Source organism: Rhodobacter lacus (genome assembly GCF_042683065.1).
In the GTDB taxonomy this organism is placed as follows: domain Bacteria; phylum Pseudomonadota; class Alphaproteobacteria; order Rhodobacterales; family Rhodobacteraceae; genus Rhodobacter; species Rhodobacter lacus.
Genome location: NZ_JBHUIX010000001.1, coordinates 71,016 through 95,138 on the forward strand (window position 1 = coordinate 71,016; position 24,123 = coordinate 95,138).

Here is a 24,123-nt window from a genome sequence, read left to right on the forward strand (position 1 = left end):
GTGGGTGGCACATCGGTAAAACAGGCTGACGCAGAAGAAAAGGCACTCTCATGGCCATCGCCCTCGTCGTCCTTGCCGCCGGTCAAGGCACTCGCATGAATTCCGACCTCCCGAAGGTGCTGCACCGGCTGGGGGGGGCGCCGCTCCTTGCCCATGCGCTGGCCGCGGGGCAAAGGCTCGACCCCGAAAGAGTTGTGGTCGTGGTCGGCCATGGTGCAGAAACGGTGCAAAAAGCCGTTGCCCAAATTGCGCCGGAGGCCGATTGCGCGCTTCAGACCGAGCAACTGGGCACCGGTCATGCCGTGGCGCAGGGCTTGATGCAGATTGCAAACTTTGAGGGCAAGGTCGTGGTGCTTTATGGCGACACGCCCTTCATCCGCCCGGAAACGCTGGAAAATCTGGTCGAATGCACCGCCGATGTCGTGGTTTTGGGGTTTGAGGCCGCCGATCCGGGCCGCTACGGGCGGCTGATCGTCGAGGGGGACCGGCTCGCGCGGATCGTTGAATACAAGGATGCGACCGAGGCCGAGCGCGCGGTGACGCTGTGCAATTCGGGTGTGATCTGCTGCGATGCAACGCTGCTGGCCTCGCTGGTGCGCGGGCTCTCCAATGACAATGCCGCGCGCGAATATTACCTCACTGATATCGTCAGCGCGGCCCGCGCCCGCGGGCTTGTGGCAGAAGTGGTGCGCTGCGCCGAAGAGGAAACGCTCGGCATCAACACCCGCGCCGAACTCGCCCGTGCCGAGGCGCTGTTTCAGGCCCGCGCCCGCGCCGAAGCGCTTGAAAACGGCGTCACGATGGTCGAGCCCGCCACGGTCTGGTTTGCCCTCGACACCTGGGTCGGGCGCGATGTGGTGATTGGCCCGAATGTGGTTTTTGGCCCCGGCGTCACGATTGAAAGCGGCGCGGTGATCGAGGCGTTCTGCCATCTTGAGGGCTGCCATATCTCGCGCGGGGCCACGATCGGCCCCTTTGCGCGGCTGCGCCCGGGGGCGGAGCTGGCGGAAGATGTGCATATCGGCAATTTTGTCGAGGTGAAGAATGCGATCCTTGGCGAGGGGGTCAAGGTTGGCCATCTGACCTACCTGGGCGATGCCGATGTGGGGGAGCACACCAATATCGGCGCGGGCACCGTGACGTGCAATTACGATGGCGTGTTCAAGCATCGCACCACGATCGGCGCCAATGTGTTCATCGGCTCGGATACGATGCTGGTGGCCCCGGTGACGGTTGGCGATGGCGCGCTGACGGGCTCGGGCTCGACCATCACCGAAGATGTGCCTGCAGGCGCACTGGCGCTTGGCCGCGCCAAGCAGATCAACCGCCCGGGGCTGGCGACAAAGCTCTTCGAGATCTTGCGCGCGAAAAAGGCCGCGCAGAAAAAGGGGGCGTAAATGTGCGGCATCATTGGTATTTTGGGCAAACACGAAGTGGCGCCCCTGCTGGTGGAGGCGCTCAAGCGGCTCGAATACCGCGGCTATGACAGCGCCGGTATTGCCACGGTGAATGCGGGCGTGCTGGATCGGCGCCGCGCCGTGGGCAAGCTTGTGCATCTCTCCGATTTGCTCGTGCATCAGCCTTTGGCCGGGCGCGCCGGCATCGGCCACACCCGCTGGGCCACGCATGGCGCCGCCACCACGGGCAATGCGCATCCGCATCGCTCTGGCCCGGTCGCGGTGGTGCATAACGGCATCATCGAGAATTACCGGGAGTTGCGGGCCGAGCTTGCCGAAGCCGGGATCACGCCCGAGACCGAAACCGACACCGAAACCGTGGCGCTGCTGACGCGGATGTTCATGGACCGGGGCATGGGCCCTCGCGAGGCCGCGGTGGCCGCGCTTCACAAGCTGGAGGGCGCTTTTGCGCTGTTGTGGCTGTTCGAGGGGCAGGACGATCTGATGATCGCCGCGCGCAAAGGCTCACCGCTCGCCATCGGCCATGGCACCGGAGAGATGTTCGTTGGCTCTGACGCGATCGCGCTCTCGCCCTTCACCGACCGCATCACCTATCTGGCCGAGGGGGATTATGCCTTTGTCACCCGCGCCGGCGTCGAGATTTTTGATGTCGACGGCGTGCAGGCGCCGCGGGAAACGACCCGGATCGATCTGAGCACAACGCAGGTGGAAAAGGCCGGCTACAAGCATTTCATGGCCAAGGAGATCGCCGAGCAGCCCGTGGTGCTGGGCGATGCTTTGCGACATTATCTCAAGGCAGATGGGGTCAATTTGCCTGAGGAATTGAACTTTTCCGACATTGACCGGCTGACGCTCGTTGCCTGCGGCACGGCGTTCTACGCCTGCTCTGTCGCGAAATACTGGTTTGAAAGCCTTGCCGGGCTGCCCTGCGAGATCGACGTTGCCTCCGAGTTCCGCTACCGCGAGCCGCCGCTTCCCCAGCGCAGCTTTGCGCTGTTCGTCAGCCAGTCGGGCGAAACCGCCGACACGCTTGCGGCGCTGCGCCACTGCAAGGGCAAGGTCGCACGCACCATTGCGGTGGTCAACGTGCCGACCTCCTCGATTGCCCGCGAGGCCGATCTGGCGCTGCCGATCCTGGCCGGCATCGAGGTGGGGGTGGCCTCGACCAAGGCCTTCACCTGCCAGTTGCTTGCGCTTGCGGTGATGGCCCTCAAGGCCGGGCTTGACCGCGGCCATCTGAATGCGGCGCAGGCTGCCGCGCATATGAATACTTTGCGCACGCTGCCGGGGCTGATGAATGCCGCGCTCGCCACCTCGGATGAGATCGCGCGGCTGGCCGCCCAACTGGCCGAGGCGCAAGATATCCTCTTTCTCGGGCGCGGGCCGATGTATCCGCTTGCTCTCGAAGGGGCGTTGAAGCTGAAGGAAATCAGCTACATCCATGCCGAAGGCTATGCCTCGGGCGAGCTCAAGCACGGGCCGATCGCGCTCATTGACCGCTCTGTGCCGGTGATCGTGATGGCGCCGCATGACAAGCTCTTCGACAAAACCGTGTCAAACATGCAAGAGGTGATGGCGCGGCAGGGCAAGGTGCTGCTTGTCACCGATGCCAAGGGGGTGAGCACCGCCGCCGAGGGCACATGGGCGCATTTGCACATGCCGGAAGTGGCAGAGCCTTTCGCGCCGATCCTTTACGCGCTGCCCGCCCAGCTTTTGGCCTATCACACCGCCATCGCCAAGGGCACAGATGTTGACCAGCCGCGCAATCTGGCAAAATCGGTGACGGTCGAATGAGCCGCAAGCGCCGCTCCCGCGTGATCATTGCCGAAGACCGGCCGATGACCGAGGAAGAGGCGCGGCTCGCCGCCGAGGCGGCGGCCTATGCCGCCTCGGATGCGGATTACACGCAATACAGCGACGCGGAAGAAGAACATCTTGGCCCGCCGCCAAACCTTGCCGAGGCGCTCGCCGCGCTTGAGGCCTGCGGCGATGCCGAGCGGGCCGCGGCAGCAGCCGCCTATCACAAGGTCGCGCGGCGCTATCTTGGCGTGCCGGTGCCACTGATTGAGGACAGCGCCCGGCTCTGGCGGGCGCAATGCAGCCTTGAGGAACGCGTGGCGCTCGCCGCCGCTCTGTGGCGCTCTGACATCCACGAGGCAATGATCGCCGCCGCCAAGCTGCTCACACAAGCCCGCATCCGCCCCGATGAAACGGTTTGGGAGCTGATCGCAAGCTGGGCACCGGAGTTCCACGGCTGGGCGGTCGCGGACCATGCCTGCAACGCGGGCGGGCGGCGCCTTCTGGCCGCGCCCGAACGGCTCGACACGGTCGAAACATGGTTGCAGAATTCGAACATGTGGACCCGGCGCGCCGCGCTGGTCATCGCATTGCCCTTTACAAAATCGAACCATCCGACCGAAGAAGAGCAAGCAATCCGCGCGCGCATCCTGACTTGGTGCGTGGCTCTTGCCCCCGAGCGTGAGTGGTTCATCCAGAAGGCTGTCGGCTGGTGGTTGCGCGAGCTTTCCAAACATGATGCGCCCACGGTGCGGCACTGGCTCGACACCCATGGCGCGACGCTCAAACCTTTCGCGCAAAAAGAAGCGGCGAAATATTTGCGCTAGGCTTTTGTCGCGGCCCAGTTCCGCACCGCCGCCCCAAAGGCTTCAAACAGCGGGCGCGACACCGGATCGTTTTCGGCATTCCATTCCGGGTGCCACTGCACCGCAAGCGTAAAACCCGGCGCATCTTTCACATAGATCGCCTCCGGGGTGCCGTCCTCGGCGCGGCCTTCGATCACGATCCGCGGCCCGGGTTGGCAAATCCCCTGCCCGTGCAACGTGTTGGTGAGCACCTCCTCGGCCCCGAACAGCGCCGCAAACCGCCCCCCGGGGAGAAGATGCACGTGATGGCGCAGGGCAAACGCCTCTTCGAGCGAGCCCTCGGGCGGCATGCGGTGGTTCATCCGCCCCGGAAGTTCCCGGATCTCGGGGTGCAGCGTGCCGCCCATCGCCACGTTCACCTCCTGAAAGCCGCGGCAGATGCCCAGAAACGGTTGCCCGCGCTCCACGCAGGCGCGCACCAGCGGCAGCGTGATCGCATCGCGCGCGCGGTCAAAGGCGCCGTGTTTCTCGGTTGGTTCCTCGCCATATTCATGCGGGTGAATATTGGGCCGCCCGCCGGTGAGCAGGAACCCGTCGCACACTTCCAGCAGATCGGACACACGAACCAGTTCCGGGTCAGCCGGGATCAGCAGCGGCAGGCAGTCAGAGACCTTCGAGACCGCCCATGAGTTCATCTGGCCGCCCTCATGCACCGGGTAAGTGCCGTTCACGAGGCCCCGGTTGCCGATCACGCCGACCACCGGACGATGTGCGAAAGTGCTCATGCCGTGCTCCTTTGTGCCCAAGCTAGCGCCGGAGCGGCGTTGCGCAAAGGTCATGGAGCGCGCAATTTCTGTGCGGTGACGCAGGATCAGGCGGCGGCGACCTCGGCGGCAAGCTTGCGGATACGCTCGACCATCGCGGCAAGGCCGTTGGAGCGCTGCGCGCTCAAATGCGCATCGAGCCCGAGCCGCCCCATCTCGGCCTTGGCATCGACCGCGCACACGTCGGTGACGCTCAGCCCGGAATAGAGCGCATGCAAAAGCGCGATCAGCCCCTGCACGATCATCGCATCCGAGGCGCCCTCGAAATCGAACACCGCCTGCGGCCCCTCCCCCGTGATGCGCGGCATCAGCCAGACCTGGCTCGCGCAGCCCTCCACCTTGGTCGCGGGCACTTTGAGCGCCTCGTCCAGAGGCGGCAGCGCCTTGCCCAGTTCGATCACATGGCGGTAACGGTCCTCCCAGTCATCGAGAAAATCGAAGGTTTCGGCAATCTCTTCGAAGGCAGGGCTGGCCATGGCGAACTCCGGAAAATTCATGTTGCCGCTTATGGGTATCGCGCGGGCGCGCGAGCGTCCAGAGGGGCAGAGGCCGCTTTTCAAAGCCCGCGCAATCGGCTACCCAAGGCTGGACCAATGCCGTCCGACCGGAGTAGCCATGACCCTGATCCGCCGTTCTGCCGCCCTGCCCCTGCTTCTGGCGAGTTCGCTCGTGCTTACGGGCTGCGGCTGGATGAACCCGTTCAACTGGTTCCGCCATCAGGAAGTGACCCAGACCCTCGAACCAAAGGGCGGCTATCCCGACATCGAGGACGACACGCGCGAGCTCATTGCCGATGTGGTTGCGCTGGAGGTGAGGCCGAGTCAGGGCGGGGCGATCGTCGCGGCCACCGGCTTGCCGCCCACACAGGGCTGGTGGGGCACGGCGCTCTTGCCGGAGAATGACGACGAGCCCGTCGATGGCGAGATGCGCTACCGTTTCGTGGCCGTGTGGCCCGAGCCGGGGAGCGCCGTTGCCGCGCGGGTTGGCCCGGCCTCATCGCGTGAAGTCACGGCCACCGCCTTTATCGACAATGTGAAACTGGCCCGCGTGAAGAAGATCGTGGTGATCGGCGCCAACACTCAGCGCGCCATCAGCCGCTGAGCCCCCGCCGCAACGGCGCGGCCAGGCCAGACACCCCTCAGAGATCCGTCACCGGCGCAGACAGGGGCGGCGCGGGTGCGGTCTTGCGCCCCTCCGGCAGGGGCGGTGGAGGGGGCGCACCGGGCATGCGACGGATCACGATATCGCCGTTTTCAAGCCGCTCGGGCGCCTGATAATTGCGCACATCGTCAATCAGCGCGAGCAGTTGCGTGAGCTTTGGCCCCAGCTTCTCGGCGGCGGCGCCAAGCCCTTCCTGCATCTCGTCGATCTGCGGGCCGAGCTCGTCCATCAGCCCGCGCAAAAAGAGCTCTGCCCCGCGTTCGAGAAGCGTGCGGCCCGCCACCATGTCATCGCGCCCCGAAGGCTCCGCCACCTCCGGGTCACGCTCGGGGGGCGCAAGCCGCTCAGGCGCCGCCGGCGGGGCGCTTTCCTGTGCGGGCGTATAGGCGAGATAGCCCCCGCCCCCGAGCGCGGCGGCAATGGTTGCGGCAAGAAGGATGCGTTGGTCCATGGCGCAATGATAGCCCGATCAGAGCGCAAGATCCACCGAGACCGGAAAATGATCCGAGGCCTGCAGCAGGGCCTCGCGCAATTCCGGCGCGCGATAACAGGCCGGGTCGTCAAACGGATGCCAGATCCGCCAATGCGGGCCGTAGTGGCACAGATCGGGCGAGAGCAGCAGATAATCGAGCATCGCCGAGAAGTAATGCCCCGGCGGGGGCTCGGGCAGAAAGAACCGCGCCGAGGCGGGCTGTGCGGCGGTCTGGCCCTGCCCGGGGCGCGCATGCGGATCAAACAGCCGCTGCGCGCGCGGCAGATCCTGCCCGAGCACGATCTCGAGCCCGGACCGCCCGAAGAGCTTTTCATATTCGTCGAGCCCCGGCCCGTCGTTGAAATCGCCCAGCACGATCAGACTCTCGCCCCGTGCGAGTACCTGATCAACGCGACGGCGCAGCCACAGGCATTGCGCAAGCTGCTTGCGGCGGTTCTCGATGGCGATCCGCACCTCGTTCGTTGCATCCGTCGCCCCATGCGGCGCCTTGGATTTGATATGCACGCCAATGAGCCGCAGCGCCGTGCCCGCAGCCGTTTCCAGCGCGACCTCCAGCGGCGGCTTGGAAAAGATCACCGTGTCGAGCCGGTCGTCGATGTCGAGGTCGATCTGCAACGCGCCGTCAAAGCGCGGGGCAGCCTCTGTCCCCTCTTCGGGCGCATGGATCGCGCGCACCACATCGGGGTCGTAAAGCAGCGCAATCTCCTGCTGCGTCTCGTTTGCAAACCCGATCAGCGCCCGGCGCTGGCGCAAGGAGAATTTTGCCGCGAAGGCTTCGAGCATCGGCACGGTCTTGCGGCGCGTGTTGGTGTCGGGCGCCTCGACGATCAGGATGCAATCGGCATCAACCGCGGTGAAAACGATGCCCAGCGCGCCCAGTTGCTCGGCGCGGCTCACGCCATAGCGGGCGGAGCGCTCATTATCGTCCAAAATCCGCCCGCGCCGGTCGAAAAGCGATGTGAACCACTCGACGTTATAGGTCGCGATCCGCATCAGAGCGCCGTTTGCCGGGCGCTTGCCTCGATTTCTGCCCAAGCGGCGTTCAGCGCCACCACACGTTCCTGCGCGAGGCTCACCGCCTCGGGCGGCAGGCCGCGGGCAATGGCGCGATCCGGGTGCGCCTCGCGCACCAGCGCCCGCCACCGCGCCTTTGCGGTGATAAGATCGGTGCCGGGCTCCAGTTCGAGCACCGCCCAGGGGTCGGCCGGCGCGCCGGGCACAAAAGCCGCCCGCACAGAGCGAAAATGGGTCTCTTCGATGCCGAAGATCCGCGCCACCTCGGCAAGGAACGCGTCTTCGTTCTCGTGATATTCGCCATCGGCCATGGCAATCGCAAACAGCCCCTCGAGCAAGTCGACCAGCATCGGGTCGCCCTCGCCGAACATTGCCGCGATCTTGCGGGCATAGGCGTCAAACCCCGCCACATCGGTGCGCGCCATGTCAAACACGCGCGCGGCATTGGCCTCCTCTCCGTGCGGGATCTGGAAGATCGCACGGAAAGCCGAGACCTCGTCGCGCGTCACCTGCCCGTCCGCCTTGGAGAGTTTGGCGCCCAGCGCGATGATTGCAATGGTGAAGGCCACCGAGCGCTCAGGCGGGCCACGCTCGAAAATACCCGCCAGCCCCTCGGCCCGGGCCAGCGCGGAAACGGCCTCGCCGATGCGGGCCCAGAGGGAAGGCTTGCGCTCCATGGCGCCACTCTAGCGCCTCACAGAAGCTTTTGCATCAGCACAAGATCAATGAATCGCTCGAATTTTCGCCCCGCCTGCGCGACGCGCCCGGCCTCGGCGTAGCCCACCGCCCGATGAAAGGCGAGCCCGGCAGCATTCTCGCCCGAGATGCCCCCCACCATCAGATGCGCGCCCTGCCCCCGTGCATGGTCTTCCATCGCGGTGATCAGCGCCCGCCCAAGCCCCTGCCCGCGCGCCGCGGGCGCAAGGATGATCGTGTGCTCCATCGCCGCTGCATAACCGAGCCCCTTGCGGAACTGGTCATAGCTGACAAAGCCCGCGATGGTTCCCGCCACCTCTCCCACCAGAAAGGCGCGCCCGGCCGCCTGCCGCTCTGTGATCAGCGCGCCAAGGCTCTCGGTGCTGTGGAGCGTGGGCGAAAAGGTGATCGTCGTCTCGGCGATCACCGGGTTCCAGAAGGCGAGGATCGCGGGGACATCTGCAAGCGTGGCGGAACGGATCATGGCGGGCTCCTTTGGCGGCACTCTGCCCCAGCGACGGCAGGGGTGCAAGCGCAGCAAAAAGCGACATGCGCACCGTCGATTCTGGCTTGAAACAAAGCGGTGAGGGCCCATTTTCAAGGGGATGACAGAGAAAGGACACCCCCCCGTGCTGACCCGGATCGAGAAACTGTTTCAACACGAGGCGGCGGCCGGCGTGGTGCTGATGGTGGCGACAGCGCTTGCCCTCACGTTGGCAAATTCATCCTATGCCGATCTTTACACGCAGGCGCTGCATCTCAAATTCACGGTTTCGCTGGGCGACGCGGGCCTTTCCAAGCCTTTGATCTTGTGGATTAATGATGGCCTGATGGCGATCTTCTTCCTGCTGGTCGGGCTGGAGTTGAAACACGAGATCCGCGCAGGCGCGCTGCGCAATCCGGCCAATGTGGCCCTGCCCGGGGTGGCGGCGCTTGGGGGCATGGCGATGCCGGCGCTGATTTATCTCGCGCTGAACTGGTCCGATCCGCTCCATGTGACGGGCTGGGCGATCCCGACGGCCACCGATATTGCCTTTGCGGTGGGCGTGGTGGCGCTTCTGGGCAAACGCGTGCCGCCCGCGCTGAAGGTCTTTTTGCTGACGCTGGCGATTCTCGACGACCTCGGCGCCATTATCGTGATCGCGCTGTTCTATACCGCCGAGCTGAAGCCCGTTTATCTGGCGCTGGCGCTGATCCCGATGGCGCTGATGGCGCTGCGGCTCTTTACCGGCGCGCACCGGGTGGCGCCGACGCTGATCCTTGGCGTCGTGCTCTGGGTGCTGGTGCTGAAATCGGGCGTGCATGCGACGCTCGCGGGGGTGATCACCGCCTTCTTCATTCCGCTGAAAGACCGGTATGGCAAATCTCCGCTCCATGCGCTGGAGCATGCGCTCAACCCCTATGTGATGTTCCTGATCGTGCCGGTGTTTGCACTCGCCAATGCCGGGGTGAACCTGCAAGGCATCGGCATCGCAGATCTGTTCGCGCCGCTTCCGCTTGGCATCGCGGCGGGGCTCGTGATCGGCAAGCAGCTTGGTGTCTTTGGCGCAAGCTATGCGCTCGTGAAATCGGGCGTGGCGCGCCTGCCGGAGGCGACAAGCTGGCTCCAGCTTTACGGCATTGCCGCCCTTGCCGGGATCGGCTTCACGATGTCGCTTTTCATCGGATCGCTGAATTTCGAGGAAGACACGCAGATGAACGCGGTGCGGCTGGGCGTGCTTGCGGGCTCGCTCGTCTCGGCGCTGATCGGCTTTTCCGTGCTGCGCCTCGCCCCGCAAAAAGATGCGCCGCACGCGACCCGGGCGCAGCCACAACCCGCCAGCTGAGGAGGGGGGCGCTGCCCCCCGGTCCGCAAGCGGCCCTCCCCCCGGGATATTTGTACAAAGTCGAAGGGGCGCCAACCGCGGCGCCCCTTTTGGTGTTTTCGACTTTGCTGAAATATCCCGGGGGGTGAATTGGCCAAGGGCCAAGAGGGGGGCAGCGCCCCCCATCCCCGGCCCGGTCACGCCCGCGCGGTCAACGGCGCTGCGCGGCCAGCAGATCGAGGATCTCGCGGGCCGCGGAGGGGATATTCGTCCCCGGCCCGAAGATCGCCTTCACCCCGGCCTTTTTCAGGAACTCGTAATCCTGCTGCGGGATCACGCCACCGCAAATCACGAGGATATCTTCGGCGCCCTTCTCCTTCAGCGCCTCGATCAGCTTCGGCGCCAGCGTCTTGTGACCCGCCGCAAGCGAGGAAATGCCGATCAGGTGCACGTCATTGTCGACCGCATCCTGCGCCGCTTCCTCGGGGGTCTGGAACAGCGGCCCCACATCGACGTCAAAGCCGATATCGGCAAAGGCGGTGGCAATCACCTTGGCGCCGCGGTCGTGCCCGTCCTGCCCCATCTTGACCACGAGCATGCGCGGGCGCCGCCCCTCGGCCTCGGCAAAGGCATCGACATCCTTCTGGATCTGGGCAAAGCCCGCATCGCCCTCATAGGCCGCGCCATAGACGCCCGCGAGGGTTTTCACCTCGGCCCGGTGCCGCCCGAAGATTTCTTCCATCGCCATCGAGATCTCCCCGACCGAGGCCCGCGCGCGCGCGGCCTCGACCGCCGCCTCGAGCAGGTTGCCACCTTCCTGCGCCCGCCGCGTGAGCTCGGTCAGCGCCGCCTGGCACTTCAGCTCGTCGCGGGTCTGGCGCATCTTCGTCAGCCGCGCGATCTGCGCCTCGCGCACCGCGACGTTGTCGATATCCAGAATATCGAGCGGGTCTTCCTTGGCGAGGCGATATTTGTTCACGCCAACGATCACTTCTTCGCCGCGGTCGATCATCGCCTGCCGCCGCGCGGCCGATTCCTCGATGCGCAGCTTGGGCATGCCCGAGGCAACCGCCTTGGTCATGCCGCCCAGCGCCTCGACTTCCTCGATCAGCGCCCAGGCCTTTTCCGCCAGCTCATGCGTCAGGCTCTCGACGTAATAGCTGCCCGCGAGCGGGTCGACGACATGGGTGATGCCGGTCTCTTCTTGCAAGATGAGCTGGGTGTTGCGCGCGATCCGGGCCGAGAATTCGGTGGGCAGCGCAATCGCCTCGTCGAGCGCGTTGGTATGGAGCGATTGCGTGCCGCCCAGCGCCGCCGCCATCGCCTCATAGGCCGTGCGCACAACGTTGTTATAGGGGTCTTGCTCCTGCAAGCTCACGCCCGAGGTCTGGCAGTGGGTGCGCAGCATCAGCGAGCCCGGCTTCTTCGGGTTGAACTCGCTCATGATGCGGTGCCACAAAAGCCGCGCCGCGCGCAGTTTTGCCGCCTCCATGAAGAAGTTCATGCCGATGGCAAAGAAGAACGAGAGCCGCCCGGCGAAGGCATCGACATCCATGCCGCGCGCGAGCGCCGCGCGCACATATTCGCGCCCGTCGGCGAGCGTATAGGCAAGCTCCTGCACGAGGTTCGCGCCCGCCTCCTGCATGTGATAGCCGGAGATCGAAATCGAGTTGAACTTCGGCATCTCTTTCGAGGTGTATTCGATGATATCCGCGATGATCCGCATCGAGGGCTCGGGCGGATAGATATAGGTGTTGCGGACCATGAACTCCTTGAGGATGTCGTTCTGGATCGTGCCCGACAGAAGCGCGCGGTCCACGCCCTGCTCCTCGCCCGTCACGATGAAATTGGCCAAGACCGGGATCACCGCGCCGTTCATCGTCATCGAGACCGAGATTTTTTCGAGCGGGATGCCGTCGAACAGGATCTTCATGTCCTCGACGCTGTCGATCGCCACGCCCGCCTTGCCGACATCGCCCACCACGCGCGGGTGATCGCTGTCATAACCGCGGTGCGTGGCGAGGTCGAAGGCGACCGACACGCCCTGCTGCCCGGCGGCCAAGGCCTTGCGGTAAAACGCGTTCGATTCCTCGGCGGTGGAGAAGCCCGCATATTGCCGGATTGTCCAGGGGCGGCCGGCATACATGGTGGCACGCGGGCCGCGGGTGAAGGGGGCGACGCCCGGCAGCGAGCCCATATGCGGCAGGCCCGCAATGTCCTCTTCGGTGTAAAGCGGCTTGACCGCGATCCCTTCGAGCGTGTCCCAGGTCAGCGTGTCGAGCGGACGGTCGCGCAGTTCCTTCTGCGCGAGCTTCGCCCAATCCTCTTTCTTCGTCGTCATCGAACCTTCCTCTTGATCTCTCGGCCCGGCCGGATGCGCCCCGGATCGCCTCTGTTCATGTTGCCGCCCGGCGCCGCTCAAGGCCCGGGCGGCAAGGCTCATTCGAATTCCATGATGATGTCATCGACCTTGAGCGAGTCGCCCACGGCGCAATTGATCTTTGCCACCACACCGCGGCGCTCGGCCTTGAGGATGTTTTCCATCTTCATCGCCTCGACCGTGGCAAGGGCCTGACCTTCCTGCACCTCCTGCCCCTCTTCGACCGCGATTTTCACGATCAGGCCCGGCATCGGGCAGAGCAGGAACTTGGAGGTATCGGGCGGCAGTTTCTCGGGCATGAGCAGGCTCAACTCATGCGCGCGCGGCGTGCGCACATGCACCTTGAGATCGGCGCCGCGCACGCGAATGCGGAAGCCCATCGGGATCTCGTCGACCTTGAGCACCAGCGGCACGCTCTCGACCAGCAACTGCGCGAGCGAGCGGCCCGGCGTCCAGTCGCTTTCGACCCGGAGGTGCGTGCCATCGGCAAAGCGCACCGTCGAGCCCGCCTTGTCGGCGGCGATCTTCAGCGGGAAGGCCTCGCCCTGCAGGCTCACCACCCAATCCTCGCCCACATGACGCTCATGGTTGCCAAGCGTGCCGGAAATGCGGGCGCGGCGGATCTCCGCAACCCGGTTCATCGCCGCCGTGGCAGCCGCCACGCGCTTGAGCGTCATCGCGTCAAGCGTCACACCCTGGAAGCCCTCGGGGTATTCCTCGGCGATGAAGGCTGTCGAAATATTGCCCGACACAAAGCGCTCATGGTCCATCACCGCGGCGCAGAACGGCAGGTTGTGGCCGATCCCTTCCACCTCAAAGGTGTCAAGCGCGAGCCGCATCTCCTCGATCGCCTCGGCGCGGGTCGCCCCCCAGGTGCAGAGCTTGGCGATCATCGGGTCGTAAAACATCGAGATCTCGCCGCCCTCGTAAACGCCGGTATCGTTGCGCACGATGCCGCCGCGGGTGGTGTGCCCCTCTACCGGCGGGCGGTAGCGGGTGAGCCGCCCGATCGAGGGCAGGAAGTTGCGATAGGGGTCTTCGGCATAAAGGCGGCTTTCCATCGCCCAACCGTTGATCTTGATGTCTTTTTGCGCAAACGGCAGCTTCTCGCCCGCGGCAACGCGGATCATCTGCTCGACAAGGTCGATGCCGGTGATGAGTTCCGTGACCGGATGCTCCACCTGCAAGCGCGTGTTCATTTCAAGGAAGTAGAAGTTGCGGTTGCCATCGACGATGAATTCGACGGTGCCCGCCGAGGTATAGCCCACGGCCTTGGCCAGCGCGCAGGCCTGCTCGCCCATCGCCTTGCGGGTCTCGGCATCAAGGAAGGGCGAGGGCGCCTCTTCGATGACCTTCTGGTTGCGGCGCTGGATCGAGCATTCGCGCTCGTTCAGATAAAGGCAGTTGCCATGCGCATCGGCCAGCACCTGAATTTCGATGTGGCGCGGCTGCGTGACGAATTTCTCGATGAAGATGCGGTCATCGCCGAAGCTGTTGGCGGCCTCGTTTTTCGAGGATTGGAAGCCTTCGCGCGCCTCTTCGGCGTTCCAGGCGATGCGCATCCCCTTGCCGCCACCGCCCGCAGAGGCCTTGATCATCACCGGATAGCCGATCTCGTCGGAGATCTTCACCGCTTCCTCGGCATCGGCGATCAGGCCCATGTAGCCCGGAACGGTGCTCACGCCCGCTTCTTTCGCAAGGCGCTTGGAGGTGATCTTGTCGCCCATCGCCTCGATCGCGCCCGAGGGCGGGCCGATGAAGGCAACGCCCTCTTTTTCCAGCGCGGCGGCAAAATCCATCCGCTCGGAGAGGAAGCCATAGCCCGGATGCACGGCTTCGGCGCCGGTCTTGCGGATCGCCTCCATGATCTTGTCGATCACGATATAGGACTGGTTCGCCGGCGGCGGGCCGATATGCACCGCCTCGTCGGCCATTTTTACATGCAGCGCATGGGCATCGGCGTCGGAATAGACCGCCACCGTCTTGATGCCCATCTTGCGCGCGGTCTTGATCACGCGGCAGGCGATCTCACCGCGGTTGGCGATCAGGATTTTCTTGAACATTGTCAGTCCCTTCCTCCGGGCGCGGGGGAAACCGCGCCCCCTTTCTTCATGGCGATGTCAATGGCGGAAACAAAACGGCCACCGGAGCGGGGGCTCCGGTGGCGCGCATGATGGGTCCAGCCGCGCGGGGCGCGGCGCGAACAAAAAGATCAGTAGCAGGGGTTGCCGATACCGGCGTTGCAGGTCGCGCCACCGGCGAGCGCACCGAGCGCCGCGCCCGCAAGCACGTTGTTGTCGGTCGCATCGGCGAGGATGCCACCGGCCGCCGCGCCAGCAATGGCACGGTCGCCCTGCGTTTCCATGCAGCCGGCAAGGGCCGTGGCTGCGAGAAGGGCGAGGAGAAGGGATTTGCTGCGCATGAGACTTTGCCTCCGTCGGGGGTTGTTATTACTCCCGAATCTAGCGCGGACGCCCCCGAAGACAAAGGCAATTCGCAATAATCTGCCAACGAGAGCCGGAGATCGGCGGGAGCTTGCGCATCGGCCGGCTTCGGGCGGCGGCGCGCGGGGGCCATGAACTGCGGCCCGACCGGTTGGCCGGGCCGCAGAAGAAGAGCATGGACTTTGGCTACGAGCGTCGCGGCTTCGAAACGCGGCGCTCTGAGCATCATGTGGGGTGTGGCTGCGCAATTGCAAAAGCGCAAATGCGCTTTTTTGCCGGAATCGGCCATTTTTTGCCGAAAATCTTGCGCAGCGCCCCGCATCAGTCCCAATCCTCGTCGTCCTCGTCCAGACCTTCCCATTGGAAGGCCTCGGGCTCGGCAAAAACTTCGGGGAAAGCGGCCTCGGCACGCTTGCGGTCGACACGCAGGAGTTGCGCGTATGAGCAGGGATCGGCGGGCTCCTCGGCCCAGACCACCTCCCGGCCGATGAGCCAGCTCAACCGACCGGCATCAAGATTGCCACGTTCAAACGGGTCTTCGCCAAAATGAGCCCAGAGTGCGGCCAGAAAACCGGCGTCGGCCCGGCGATCCGGCGCGGCGCGATCTTTGAAGCGCTCGCGCCGAATGATTTTGGTGGCACCCTGCTTGTTGGCACGGCGGATCGTGAACTGGAAATCGGTCCCCGGCAAACGTGACGGGAACCCACGGTGTTTCAGCATGATGTGCCTCCTTTGAGCGCGGCTTGTCTGCGCGCGCCATGGCACATCGAGACCACGCCCCGCAAGGCGGGCGCGGTGCCGGGGGCCGGGGTCAGGCCCCGCCCCCGGATCAGATCACTTGTATTTGCCGGTTTGCACGGGCTCAACAGTGACCGGTTCAACCGGCGCCGGTTTCGGCGCGCAAGCGGCGACGAAAGCGAGAAGAGCAAGGGCAGCGAAGGCTTTTTTCGACATGACAGTCTCCTGGCCAAGGGGCTTGCGTGACGCGGTTTCAGACCGGTTCTGCCCCAGGGCATGTTGATGCAACGGGAACGATTCCCGTCCCTTACGAGAATATCGCGGTGCAGCGTGACACAGAAGAGGAGATCGTATCCCCCCCCCCGGCTGCCCTCGAAGATGTGATCGGTTGCGCGCTTGACGCCCCGCCCCATCTTCCCGCTTTCCGCGCCCTCGCGCATCAATAAAACTCCCAAACGCAGGCCCCATCGCCGATGGAATAAGCCTCGAAATATTGCACCGCGGCCTCGTTCGCCTCGCCGAAAGGCACCACCTGATCGGCGAGATCGAGCACCAGTTCCGCGGGTTGCGGCCCCATTTCGGACACGCGCGCCAGCACATAACCGTCACAAAGCGCTTGCAAATCCGCCGCGGCCTTGTCCGGGTCATAGTCCGGGTCCGCCACCTCCGGCGCGACGAAGCGAAACCGCAAGGTGAGCCCCGCCGGGCCCTGATTGTCGCGCAAGGTTTCAAGCCAGTGCACCGCGATTCCCGAAGGCACCGGGATCGGCGCCCCTGTCGGCTCGGCACTTTGTGAAAATCCGGGCCGGACAGTCAGGCTCAAAGCGAGGGCGACCAGAGCCACCCCCCGCAAGGCTTTGACAGACTGCCCGGCCCCACGCCCCATTCCGCGCCCCTCAGAGCGGAATGTTGTCGTGTTTCTTCCACGGGTTCGAGAGCGTCTTCGAGCGCAGGCTCGCGAAGGCGCGCCCGACCCGACGACGGGTCGAGGAGGGTTTGATCACCTCGTCGATGAAGCCCCGCTCGGCCGCCACGAAGGGGTTGGCAAAGCGCGATTCGTAATCCTTGGTGCGGGCGGCGATCTTTTCGACATCGCCCAGTTCCGAGCGATAGAGGATCTCCACCGCGCCCTTGGCGCCCATCACCGCGATCTCCGCCGAGGGCCAGGCGTAGTTGATGTCGCCGCGCAGGTGTTTGGAGGCCATCACGTCATAGGCGCCGCCGTAAGCCTTGCGGGTGATCACCGTCACCTTCGGCACCGTCGCCTCGCCATAGGCAAAGAGAAGCTTCGCGCCATGCTTGATCACGCCGCCATATTCCTGGCCGGTGCCCGGCAGGAAGCCCGGCACGTCGACAAGCGTCAGGATCGGGATCGAGAAGGCATCGCAAAAGCGCACGAAGCGCGCCGCCTTGCGCGAGCTGTCGATGTCGAGGCAGCCCGCCAGCACCATCGGCTGGTTCGCCACCACGCCGATCGTCTGGCCCTCGATGCGGATGAAGCCGGTGATGATATTGCCCGCAAACGCCGCCTGAATCTCGAAGAAATCGCCCTCATCGGCGATCTTGGCGATCAACTCCTTCATGTCATAGGGCATGTTGGGGTTGGCGGGGATCAGCGTATCAAGGCTTTCGTCGATCCGGCCGACATCGTCGAAGAACGGGCGCACCGGCGCCTTCTCGCGGTTCGAGAGCGGCAGGAAGTCGATCAGCCGGCGGGTTTCATAGATCGCTTCAACGTCATTCTCATAGGCGCCGTCGGCGACCGAGCTTTTCTTGGTATGGGTGCTGGCGCCCCCGAGCTCTTCGGCGGTGACGATCTCGTTCGTCACCGTTTTCACCACATCGGGGCCGGTGACGAACATGTAAGAGCTGTCTTTCACCATGAAGATGAAGTCGGTCATGGCGGGCGAATAGACCGCGCCGCCCGCGCAGGGCCCCATGATCAGCGAGATCTGCGGCACCACGCCCGAGGCCATGATGTTGCGTTGAAACACCTCGGCATAGCCCGCAAGCGAGGCCACGCCTTCCTGAATGCGCGCCCCGCCCGAATCGTTCATGCCAATCACCGGCGCGCCATTTTGCACCGCCATATCCATGATCTTGCAGATCTTCTCGGCATGGGTTTCGGAGAGCGAGCCCCCAAAGACGGTGAAATCCTGCGAGAACACATAGACCATGCGGCCGTTCACCGTGCCCCAGCCGGTCACGACGCCATCGCCGGAGATATGGTCTTGCTCCATGCCGAATTCGGTGCAGCGATGGGTTTTGAACATGTCGAATTCCTCGAACGACCCCTCGTCGAGCAAAAGTTCGATACGTTCGCGCGCCGTCAGCTTGCCCTTCTTGTGCTGGGCTTCGATGCGGCGTTCGCCACCACCCAGACGCGCGGCCGCGCGGCGGCTTTCCAGCTCGCTCAAAATATCTTTCATGGGGTCCCCTCCGAGAATTTCCGCGCAACCTAATTCAGCGCAAGATTATTACCAAGCGGATTTCCGAAAATTTGCAAATTATTCCCAGTGACAAGATTGCGAATTGCAACTGTGCAAATTCGCGGCGCTGGCGTGGCGCGCAGCCCTGCGCTAGAGCGTGTGCCGGGGGTCATCATGTCGCTGCCGGCACCGCTCGTCACTTTCCTTCTGCTCTCGGCGTCGAATGTTTTCATGACCTTCGCGTGGTATGGGCATCTGCGGTTCAAGTCCGCGCCGATCCTCGTCGCGATCCTCGTCTCTTGGGGGATCGCCTTTTTCGAATACCTCCTCATGGTGCCCGCAAACCGGATCGGCTACGGCGCGCTGAGCGCCGCGCAACTGAAAGTGATGCAGGAGGTGATCTCGCTTTCGGTTTTTGTTGCCTTCAACACCTGGTGGCTGGGCGAACCGCCAAGCTGGCGCACCGCGCTCGGCTTTGCGCTGATCATCGCGGGGGCGGGGCTGATCTTCTCGAATCGCCCCTAGCGATCTTGTGCGCGGCACAACTCTTTCATGGACAAACCGCCGCACACCCCCTAGCGCCGTGCCATGGCCTTTCTTGATCGCACCACGCCGCCCCATATCGTGACCCTGGTGCTGTCGACCGGGGTGGCGGCGCTATCGCTCAATATCTTTCTGCCCTCGCTGCCCGGCATGGCCCGGCATTTCGGCGTTGACTACGGCACGATGCAACTCGCCATCTCGGCCTATCTTGGCGTCTCGGCTCTGGCGCAATTCGTGATCGGGCCGATCTCGGACCGGTTCGGCCGCCGCCCGATCACCCTTGTTGTGGTGGCAATCTTCTCGCTGGCCTCGCTGGCCGCGCTTTTCGCCCCCACGGCAGAGAGCTTTCTGGCCGCGCGCTTCGTGCAAGCGGTGGTGGCCACCACCTTTGTTCTCTCGCGCGCCGCCGTGCGTGACATGGTGCCCGGCCCCGAGGCCGCCTCGAAAATCGGCTATGTGACGATGGGAATGTCGCTTGTGCCGATGGTGGGCCCGGTGATCGGCGGGCTCCTCGATGCCGCCTTCGGCTGGCAGGCAAACCTTTGGGTGCTCGCCGCGGCGGGGCTCGCGCTTTACGGGCTCGTCTGGGCCGATATGGGCGAGACGGTGGCGGGCGGCGGGCTCGGCTTTCGGGCGCAGGCCCGCGCCTATCCGGTGCTGGTGCGCTCGCAGCGCTTCTGGGGCTATGCGCTCTCGGCGGCCTCTGCTGCGGGGCTCTTTTATGCCTATCTTGGCGGCGCGCCGCTGGTGGGCGAAAAGGCGTTCGGCCTGAGCCCGGCCGAGGTTGGCTATTATTTCGCCTTGCCGTCGGTGGGATACCTGATCGGCAACTGGGTCTCGGGCCGGTTTGCAACGCGCCTCGGGATGGACAAGATGGTGCTGGCGGGCACGGCCCTTGCCACCCTCGCCCTTGCGGCAGCCCTTGTGGCAAGCCTCGCCGGGGTGCTCGGCCCGCTGCTCTTCTTCACCCTCGTCGGCGTGACCGGGATCGGCAACGGCCTCTCGCTGCCCTCGGCCAATGCCGGGATGATGTCAGTGCGCCCCGATCTGGCGGGCACCGCCTCGGGCCTTGGCGCCACGCTCACGATCGGCTGTGGCGCGCTGCTCTCAAGCCTCACCGCGGCGCTGATCGGGGCCGAGGTCTCGGTGTTCCGGCTGATCGCGGTGATGTTCGTCTCGTCGCTGCTCTCTGTTATCGCTATCTTGTGGGTGTTTCACCGCCGTCGTGCGCTCGGCATTTGACGCCACCGCTTTGCAAAGACTAGAGTTGCTTTGCAAAAGCGCGGGGAGGCGCCGATGACAACCCAGAAACTCTATGCGGGCGTAAAGCTGCGCGAAACGCGCGCCCGGCTCGGCCTGACGCAAAAGGCCTTTGCCGACCGGCTCGGCGTTTCGCTGCCCTATCTCAACCAGATGGAAAACAACCACCGCCCGGTCTCTGCCGCAGTGGTGCTGGCGCTCGCGGGCGAGTTCGGGCTCGATGTGACCGAGCTTTCGGCGGGCGATGCGGAGCGTCTTGTCAGTGACATGCGCGAGGCGCTGGCCGATCCGGTCTTTGCCGATGGCGGCGCGCCGCCGCTCGCCGATCTGCGGCTTGCCGCCTCCAACGCCCCCGCGCTTGCCCGGGCGTTTCTGGAGTTGCACCGAGGCTACCGTCAGGCCCATGAACGCCTCGCCTCGCTCGACGAAGCGCTGGGGCGCGAGGGCGCGCAAACGGTTGTGAGCCCGTGGGAGGAAGTCCGAGACTTCTTTCACTATTGCGATAACTACATTGACGCGGTGGACCGCGCCGCCGAGCAGTTTTCCTGCCCCAATGGCAAGCGGTTGGACCCGATCTCAAGGGCCGTGGAAATGCTGGCCGCGCATGGGGTGAAGGTGCAGTTTTCCGATATTTCGGAGCTGCGCCTGCGGCAGGGGGACAATCTGCATCTCTCCAGCCATGCGCGCCGCTCAACGCAGGCATTCCAGCTTTTGCATCAGGTCGCGCTGGTGACGCAGAACCCGCTGCTGGAAGCCACGCTCGACCTCGCAAGGTTTCAATCCGAAACCTCGCGCGCCATCGCCAAGATCGGTCTGGCCAATTATTTTGCCGGTGCCGCGCTTCTGCCCTATCGCGCCTTCCTCGATGCCGCGCAGGAAACACGGCACGATCTGGAGCGATTGGCAGACCATTTCGGCGCGAGCATCGAACAGGTCGCGCATCGTCTGTCCACGCTGCAACGGCCCGGCGCCAAGGGCATCCCGTTCTTTTTCGTGCGCGTGGATCAGGCCGGCACGATCACCAAGCGCCATTCCGCAACCCGGCTCCAGTTCGCCCGGTTCGGCGGCGCCTGCCCGCTCTGGAACGTCCATCAGGCCTTTGAAACGCCAACCAAATTCCTGCGCCAGCTTGCCGAGACGCCAGACGGGGTGCGCTATCTTTGCCTTGCGCGCGATGTGTCCAAATCGGGGGGGAGCTTCACCGCGCCGGTGCGGCGCTACGCCATTTGCCTTGGCTGCGAGGTCAGCCATGCCCGCGGGCTGATTTATGCCGACGACATGGAGTTGAGCACCCCGCGCGCCTATCAGCCGATTGGCATTTCCTGCCGGATCTGCGAGCGCAAGGAATGCCACCAGCGCTCCGTGCCCCCGCTCGAGCGGCGCCTGCACGTCAATCCGAACCGCCGCGGGCTGTTGCCTTACGATATCGCCTGAGAGGCCCGCTATTGCCCCGCGCGGCGCCAGCCCGCGGTCAGGGCCTCCCCCTCGGAGCAAAACCAGCGTTCGCCCCGCGCCGGATCAATCTTGGTGCGCAGGTAATCCGGCGCGCCGGGCATGTGATAGATCTTGCCGTTTTTCGAGATATTGCCCTTGATCGCGCAGCCGGTGGAGGGGGGCACATCCGCCCCCCGATGACGAAAGGCCTCCGGCGCCAGATGCGTTCCGCCCCAAATTCCGCGATGCGCCGCGCGCGCGGCCTGTTCCTGCCCGACATAATCGAGCGCATAGCGCCGATACGCCTCCGCGAGCCCTTCGGAGACAAGCACCGCATTCACAACCTGCCCCGCCACGTGGCAGGTGCCCAAAAATCGGCCGTAGCGATCATGATCGCGCCCCTCGCAGCGGGTCTTGCCCTGCTCGACCAAGGCCCGAAGCCGCGCGGTGGCCGCCGCGCCGCAAGGCCAGGCCTGCCCGCGCGCATCTTCGCACTTCTGATCATGCTCGGGCGCGTCGATCCCCTCCAGCCGCACCCGAACATCGCCAATCGCCAGCGTGTCGCCGTCAATCGCGCGCGCGCGCCCCTCAACAACACCAGCCGCCGCCGGGGCGGCCAGAACCATCAGCATCAAAAGCCATCTCATCATGGCGCGACGCTAGCGCGGCAACGCCCGAACGCAAGCAAATTATGTGGCGGCCTTTAGAAAAACCACAACATGCTGCGTCAACGCTGTGATGTTTTCCAGTTCGGGTTGATCCAGGGCGCAACGTTTTCCGGCGCGAGACGGCGGCCCAGGATGTGATCGGCGACCTTCTCGCCCACCATGATCGAGGGGCCGTTGAGGTTGCCGTTCGTCACCCGCGGGAAGATCGAGCTGTCCGCCACGCGCAGCCCCTCGACGCCAATCACCCGCGCCTCCGGGTCAACCACCGCCATCGGATCATCGGCGCGCCCCATGCGCGCGGTGCCACAGGGGTGGTAGGCGCTTTCGGCATGATCGCGGATGAAAGCGTCGATCTCGGCATCGCTTTGCACGCCCGCACCGGGCTGGATCTCGTGCTTCACATGGCCCGCCATCGGCGCTTGCGTAAAGATCTCACGCGTGAGCCGCACCACCTTGCGGAACTCTGCCCAATCGTCGGGATGCGACATGTAGTTGAACCGGATCACCGGGTTCTCCTTCGGATCGGCAGAGCGCAGGGTGACGGTGCCGCGCGATTTCGAGCGCATCGGCCCGGTGTGAACCTGGAACCCATGCCCCTCCGCCGCGGCCTTGCCATCATAGCGCACGGCGATCGGCAGGAAGTGATACTGGATATCAGGATATTCGACCCCGGCATCGGAGCGGATGAAGCCGCAAGCCTCAAACTGGTTCGAGGCGCCCAGCCCGCTGCGGGTGAAGAGCCATTGCGCGCCCACCGTCAGCTTGCCCCAGAGGTTCCAGTATTTGAACAGCGTCACCGGCTCTTGCGCCGCAAATTGCATATAGATTTCAAGGTGATCTTGCAGGTTCGCGCCAACCCCGGGGCGATGCGCCACAACCTCGATCCCATGCGCTTGCAGATGCTCCGCATCGCCGATACCCGACAGCATCAAAAGCTTCGGCGTGTTGAGCGAAGAGGCCGAGAGCACCACTTCGGCGCGCGCGCGCGCGACCTTGATCACCCCGTCGCGCTCGTATTCCACGCCCACCGCGCGGCCCGCCTCGATCACCACCTTGCGGGCGAGGCCGCGCAAAATCTGAAGGTTGCCACGTTTGAGCGCGGGGCGCAGATAGGCATTGGCCACCGACCAGCGCCGCCCCTTCCAGATCGTCGCCTCCATCGGGCCGAAGCCCTCCTGCTGCTCGCCATTGTAATCCATCGTCACCGGGTAACCGGCGGCGGCGCCCGCGGCGATGAAATGTTCGAAAAGGGGATTTTTGCGGGGCCCACGGGTCACATGCAGCGGGCCCGCATGGCCCCGCCATGCCGCATCTGCCCCGTCATGGTTGCCGTGCCAGTTTTCCTGCCGCTTGAAATAGGGCAGCACATCCGCATAGGCCCAGCCGGTTGCCCCCTGCGCGGCCCAATGGTCAAAATCGCGCGCATGGCCACGCACATAGACCATGCCGTTGATCGAAGACGAGCCGCCGATCACCTTGCCGCGCGGCGTGACAAGGCGCCGCCCGCCGAGGTTCGGCTCCGGCTCGGTCGACATGCCCCAGTCATACCGGCCCATGTTCATCGGGTAAGAGAGCGCCGCAGGCATCTGGATGAAAGGGCCCCAATCGGTGCCGCCATGTTCGATAATGACAACCTTGCGCCCGGCCTCGGCCAGCCGGTAGCCCAGCGCCGCACCGCCCGAACCCGAACCCACGATCACATAATCCGCATCCATGCCGTGCTCTTTCATCTTGCCGTAAATATCCCGGGGGTCCGGGGGCAGCGCCCCCGGCGTGATGTTCAATAGGGGCTCTCCACCGGCCCCATGCCGACATAGACGGCCTTGAGTTGGGTGTAGTGCTCGACCGCCGCCTTTGAGTTCTCTCGCCCGAGGCCCGAGGCCTTGACCGCGCCAAACGGCATTTCGACGGGCGTCAGGTTATAGGCGTTGATCCAGCAGGTGCCGGCCTCAAGCGCGCCGATCACTCGGTGGCCGCGCGCCAGATCGCCGGTAAAGACCCCGGCGGCGAGGCCGAACTGGGTGCCGTTTGCGCGCGCAACCACCTCGTCCTCGGTCTCGAACTCCAGAACCGCCATCACGGGGCCAAAAATCTCTTCGCGTGCGATCGTCATGTCATCGGTGACATCGGCGAAAACAGTGGGCTGCACAAAGAGCGGCCCCTCGTTGCCGGCGGCGCCACCGCAAACAAGCCGCGCCCCCTCTTCCTTGCCT

General features: G+C 64.8%; 23 protein-coding genes. 8 read left to right on the forward strand and 15 right to left on the reverse strand.

Annotation, left to right across the window (positions count from 1 at the left end; genetic code table 11):
- Positions 1-50 precede the first annotated feature (50 nt).
- Genes glmU through ACFSM0_RS00355 form a run of 3 tightly spaced genes read left to right on the forward strand, consistent with a single transcriptional unit; the run spans position 51 to position 4,042 of the window.
- On the forward strand, positions 51-1,397 hold the full coding sequence (gene glmU / locus ACFSM0_RS00345; protein ID WP_377385474.1) for a bifunctional UDP-N-acetylglucosamine diphosphorylase/glucosamine-1-phosphate N-acetyltransferase GlmU: 1,347 nt from the start codon (positions 51-53) through the stop codon (positions 1,395-1,397).
- On the forward strand, positions 1,398-3,212 hold the full coding sequence (gene glmS, locus ACFSM0_RS00350; protein ID WP_377385477.1) for a glutamine--fructose-6-phosphate transaminase (isomerizing): 1,815 nt from the start codon (positions 1,398-1,400) through the stop codon (positions 3,210-3,212).
- The gene (locus tag ACFSM0_RS00355; protein ID WP_377385480.1) at positions 3,209-4,042 is read left to right on the forward strand and encodes a DNA alkylation repair protein; all 834 of its coding nucleotides are present in this window, start codon (positions 3,209-3,211) and stop codon (positions 4,040-4,042) included. The genes glmS and ACFSM0_RS00355 overlap by 4 nt, the downstream gene beginning before the upstream one ends.
- Here ACFSM0_RS00355 and ACFSM0_RS00360 read toward each other — a convergent pair.
- Positions 4,039-4,806 carry a gamma-glutamyl-gamma-aminobutyrate hydrolase family protein gene (locus tag ACFSM0_RS00360; protein WP_377385483.1) on the reverse strand — a complete coding sequence of 256 codons (768 nt, stop codon included), beginning with the start codon at positions 4,804-4,806 and terminating at the stop codon, positions 4,039-4,041. The genes ACFSM0_RS00355 and ACFSM0_RS00360 overlap by 4 nt on opposite strands.
- Before the next feature lie 86 nt (positions 4,807-4,892).
- Complete coding sequence (locus tag ACFSM0_RS00365; RefSeq protein WP_377385486.1) at positions 4,893-5,321, reverse strand: SufE family protein; 429 nt, start codon at positions 5,319-5,321, stop codon at positions 4,893-4,895.
- A gap of 139 nt (positions 5,322-5,460) precedes the next feature.
- Here ACFSM0_RS00365 and ACFSM0_RS00370 point away from each other — a divergent pair, with 139 nt between their 5' ends.
- The gene (locus ACFSM0_RS00370; RefSeq protein WP_377385489.1) at positions 5,461-5,946 is read left to right on the forward strand and encodes a hypothetical protein; all 486 of its coding nucleotides are present in this window, start codon (positions 5,461-5,463) and stop codon (positions 5,944-5,946) included.
- A gap of 37 nt (positions 5,947-5,983) precedes the next feature.
- On the opposite strand, the gene ACFSM0_RS00375 is transcribed toward ACFSM0_RS00370, so the two are convergent.
- From ACFSM0_RS00375 to ACFSM0_RS00390, 4 genes are read right to left on the reverse strand one after another with little or no spacing between them, the layout of a single operon-like run.
- Positions 5,984-6,457, reverse strand: a complete 474-nt coding sequence (locus tag ACFSM0_RS00375; protein WP_377385492.1) for an AAA+ family ATPase — start codon at positions 6,455-6,457, stop codon at positions 5,984-5,986.
- An 18-nt stretch (positions 6,458-6,475) separates the two neighbouring features.
- On the reverse strand, positions 6,476-7,492 hold the full coding sequence (locus ACFSM0_RS00380; protein WP_377385495.1) for an endonuclease/exonuclease/phosphatase family protein: 1,017 nt from the start codon (positions 7,490-7,492) through the stop codon (positions 6,476-6,478).
- A complete protein-coding gene (locus ACFSM0_RS00385) occupies positions 7,492-8,190 on the reverse strand; it encodes a TerB family tellurite resistance protein (protein WP_377385498.1) in 699 nt (232 codons plus the stop codon). The genes ACFSM0_RS00380 and ACFSM0_RS00385 overlap by 1 nt, the downstream gene beginning before the upstream one ends.
- Positions 8,191-8,207: 17 nt before the next feature.
- On the reverse strand, positions 8,208-8,693 hold the full coding sequence (locus ACFSM0_RS00390; RefSeq protein ID WP_377385501.1) for a GNAT family N-acetyltransferase: 486 nt from the start codon (positions 8,691-8,693) through the stop codon (positions 8,208-8,210).
- Between the two features lie 145 nt (positions 8,694-8,838).
- Here ACFSM0_RS00390 and nhaA point away from each other — a divergent pair, with 145 nt between their 5' ends.
- Positions 8,839-10,035, forward strand: a complete 1,197-nt coding sequence (gene nhaA / locus ACFSM0_RS00395) for a Na+/H+ antiporter NhaA (protein WP_465270037.1) — start codon at positions 8,839-8,841, stop codon at positions 10,033-10,035.
- Between the two features lie 190 nt (positions 10,036-10,225).
- Here nhaA and scpA read toward each other — a convergent pair whose 3' ends face one another.
- From scpA to ACFSM0_RS00425, 6 genes are all read right to left on the reverse strand, one after another.
- Complete coding sequence (gene scpA, locus ACFSM0_RS00400; RefSeq protein WP_377385507.1) at positions 10,226-12,355, reverse strand: methylmalonyl-CoA mutase; 2,130 nt, start codon at positions 12,353-12,355, stop codon at positions 10,226-10,228.
- A 98-nt stretch (positions 12,356-12,453) separates the two neighbouring features.
- On the reverse strand, positions 12,454-14,457 hold the full coding sequence (locus ACFSM0_RS00405) for an acetyl-CoA carboxylase biotin carboxylase subunit (RefSeq protein ID WP_377385510.1): 2,004 nt from the start codon (positions 14,455-14,457) through the stop codon (positions 12,454-12,456).
- A 149-nt stretch (positions 14,458-14,606) separates the two neighbouring features.
- On the reverse strand, positions 14,607-14,816 hold the full coding sequence (locus ACFSM0_RS00410; RefSeq protein ID WP_377385513.1) for a hypothetical protein: 210 nt from the start codon (positions 14,814-14,816) through the stop codon (positions 14,607-14,609).
- A gap of 343 nt (positions 14,817-15,159) precedes the next feature.
- Positions 15,160-15,558: a hypothetical protein gene (locus ACFSM0_RS00415; protein ID WP_377385516.1), complete on the reverse strand. Its 399-nt coding sequence runs from the start codon at positions 15,556-15,558 to the stop codon at positions 15,160-15,162.
- A gap of 457 nt (positions 15,559-16,015) precedes the next feature.
- Positions 16,016-16,399 carry a DUF6497 family protein gene (locus ACFSM0_RS00420; protein ID WP_377385705.1) on the reverse strand — a complete coding sequence of 128 codons (384 nt, stop codon included), beginning with the start codon at positions 16,397-16,399 and terminating at the stop codon, positions 16,016-16,018.
- A 73-nt stretch (positions 16,400-16,472) separates the two neighbouring features.
- Entirely contained in the window at positions 16,473-18,005 is a 1,533-nt protein-coding gene (locus ACFSM0_RS00425; RefSeq protein WP_377385519.1) for an acyl-CoA carboxylase subunit beta, read from the reverse strand.
- A gap of 174 nt (positions 18,006-18,179) precedes the next feature.
- On the opposite strand from ACFSM0_RS00425, the gene ACFSM0_RS00430 reads away from it, so the two are divergent.
- The 3 genes from ACFSM0_RS00430 to ACFSM0_RS00440 all read left to right on the forward strand — a co-directional run bounded on the left by ACFSM0_RS00430 (position 18,180) and on the right by ACFSM0_RS00440 (position 21,242).
- On the forward strand, positions 18,180-18,530 hold the full coding sequence (locus ACFSM0_RS00430; RefSeq protein WP_377385522.1) for a DMT family protein: 351 nt from the start codon (positions 18,180-18,182) through the stop codon (positions 18,528-18,530).
- Between the two features lie 63 nt (positions 18,531-18,593).
- Complete coding sequence (locus ACFSM0_RS00435) at positions 18,594-19,790, forward strand: multidrug effflux MFS transporter (RefSeq protein ID WP_377385525.1); 1,197 nt, start codon at positions 18,594-18,596, stop codon at positions 19,788-19,790.
- Between the two features lie 54 nt (positions 19,791-19,844).
- Positions 19,845-21,242 (forward strand): helix-turn-helix domain-containing protein, encoded by a 1,398-nt coding sequence (locus tag ACFSM0_RS00440; protein ID WP_377385528.1) that lies wholly within the window; start codon positions 19,845-19,847, stop codon positions 21,240-21,242.
- Between the two features lie 8 nt (positions 21,243-21,250).
- Here the strand turns inward: ACFSM0_RS00440 and ACFSM0_RS00445 are convergent, their stop codons facing one another.
- The 3 genes from ACFSM0_RS00445 to ACFSM0_RS00455 form a co-directional block, all read right to left on the reverse strand.
- Positions 21,251-21,892: a thermonuclease family protein gene (locus ACFSM0_RS00445; protein ID WP_377385531.1), complete on the reverse strand. Its 642-nt coding sequence runs from the start codon at positions 21,890-21,892 to the stop codon at positions 21,251-21,253.
- A gap of 77 nt (positions 21,893-21,969) precedes the next feature.
- Positions 21,970-23,625, reverse strand: coding sequence for a choline dehydrogenase (gene betA, locus ACFSM0_RS00450; protein WP_377385534.1), 1,656 nt, complete (start codon positions 23,623-23,625; stop codon positions 21,970-21,972).
- Positions 23,626-23,690: 65 nt separating this feature from the next.
- Positions 23,691-24,123 (reverse strand): aldehyde dehydrogenase family protein (locus ACFSM0_RS00455; protein ID WP_377385537.1); only part of this gene is annotated, 433 nt, incomplete at its 5' end.

Excerpts from the sequence above, each read along its gene's own strand:
- ACFSM0_RS00375 (WP_377385492.1), bottom strand. The coding sequence starts at position 6,457 with ATGGACCAACGCATCCTTCTTGCCGCAACCATTGCCGCCGCGCTCGGG.
- ACFSM0_RS00435 (WP_377385525.1), top strand. The coding sequence starts at position 18,594 with ATGGCCTTTCTTGATCGCACCACGCCGCCCCATATCGTGACCCTGGTG.
- ACFSM0_RS00445 (WP_377385531.1), bottom strand. The coding sequence starts at position 21,892 with ATGATGAGATGGCTTTTGATGCTGATGGTTCTGGCCGCCCCGGCGGCG.
- ACFSM0_RS00410 (WP_377385513.1), bottom strand. The coding sequence starts at position 14,816 with ATGCGCAGCAAATCCCTTCTCCTCGCCCTTCTCGCAGCCACGGCCCTT.
- scpA (WP_377385507.1), bottom strand. The coding sequence starts at position 12,355 with ATGACGACGAAGAAAGAGGATTGGGCGAAGCTCGCGCAGAAGGAACTG.
- ACFSM0_RS00415 (WP_377385516.1), bottom strand. The coding sequence starts at position 15,558 with ATGCTGAAACACCGTGGGTTCCCGTCACGTTTGCCGGGGACCGATTTC.
- ACFSM0_RS00380 (WP_377385495.1), bottom strand. The coding sequence starts at position 7,492 with ATGCGGATCGCGACCTATAACGTCGAGTGGTTCACATCGCTTTTCGAC.
- glmU (WP_377385474.1), top strand. The coding sequence starts at position 51 with ATGGCCATCGCCCTCGTCGTCCTTGCCGCCGGTCAAGGCACTCGCATG.
- glmS (WP_377385477.1), top strand. The coding sequence starts at position 1,398 with ATGTGCGGCATCATTGGTATTTTGGGCAAACACGAAGTGGCGCCCCTG.
- ACFSM0_RS00440 (WP_377385528.1), top strand. The coding sequence starts at position 19,845 with ATGACAACCCAGAAACTCTATGCGGGCGTAAAGCTGCGCGAAACGCGC.
- ACFSM0_RS00360 (WP_377385483.1), bottom strand. The coding sequence starts at position 4,806 with ATGAGCACTTTCGCACATCGTCCGGTGGTCGGCGTGATCGGCAACCGG.
- ACFSM0_RS00365 (WP_377385486.1), bottom strand. The coding sequence starts at position 5,321 with ATGGCCAGCCCTGCCTTCGAAGAGATTGCCGAAACCTTCGATTTTCTC.
- ACFSM0_RS00430 (WP_377385522.1), top strand. The coding sequence starts at position 18,180 with ATGTCGCTGCCGGCACCGCTCGTCACTTTCCTTCTGCTCTCGGCGTCG.
- ACFSM0_RS00390 (WP_377385501.1), bottom strand. The coding sequence starts at position 8,693 with ATGATCCGTTCCGCCACGCTTGCAGATGTCCCCGCGATCCTCGCCTTC.
- ACFSM0_RS00425 (WP_377385519.1), bottom strand. The coding sequence starts at position 18,005 with ATGAAAGATATTTTGAGCGAGCTGGAAAGCCGCCGCGCGGCCGCGCGT.
- ACFSM0_RS00385 (WP_377385498.1), bottom strand. The coding sequence starts at position 8,190 with ATGGAGCGCAAGCCTTCCCTCTGGGCCCGCATCGGCGAGGCCGTTTCC.
- ACFSM0_RS00405 (WP_377385510.1), bottom strand. The coding sequence starts at position 14,457 with ATGTTCAAGAAAATCCTGATCGCCAACCGCGGTGAGATCGCCTGCCGC.
- ACFSM0_RS00370 (WP_377385489.1), top strand. The coding sequence starts at position 5,461 with ATGACCCTGATCCGCCGTTCTGCCGCCCTGCCCCTGCTTCTGGCGAGT.
- ACFSM0_RS00355 (WP_377385480.1), top strand. The coding sequence starts at position 3,209 with ATGAGCCGCAAGCGCCGCTCCCGCGTGATCATTGCCGAAGACCGGCCG.
- betA (WP_377385534.1), bottom strand. The coding sequence starts at position 23,625 with ATGGATGCGGATTATGTGATCGTGGGTTCGGGTTCGGGCGGTGCGGCG.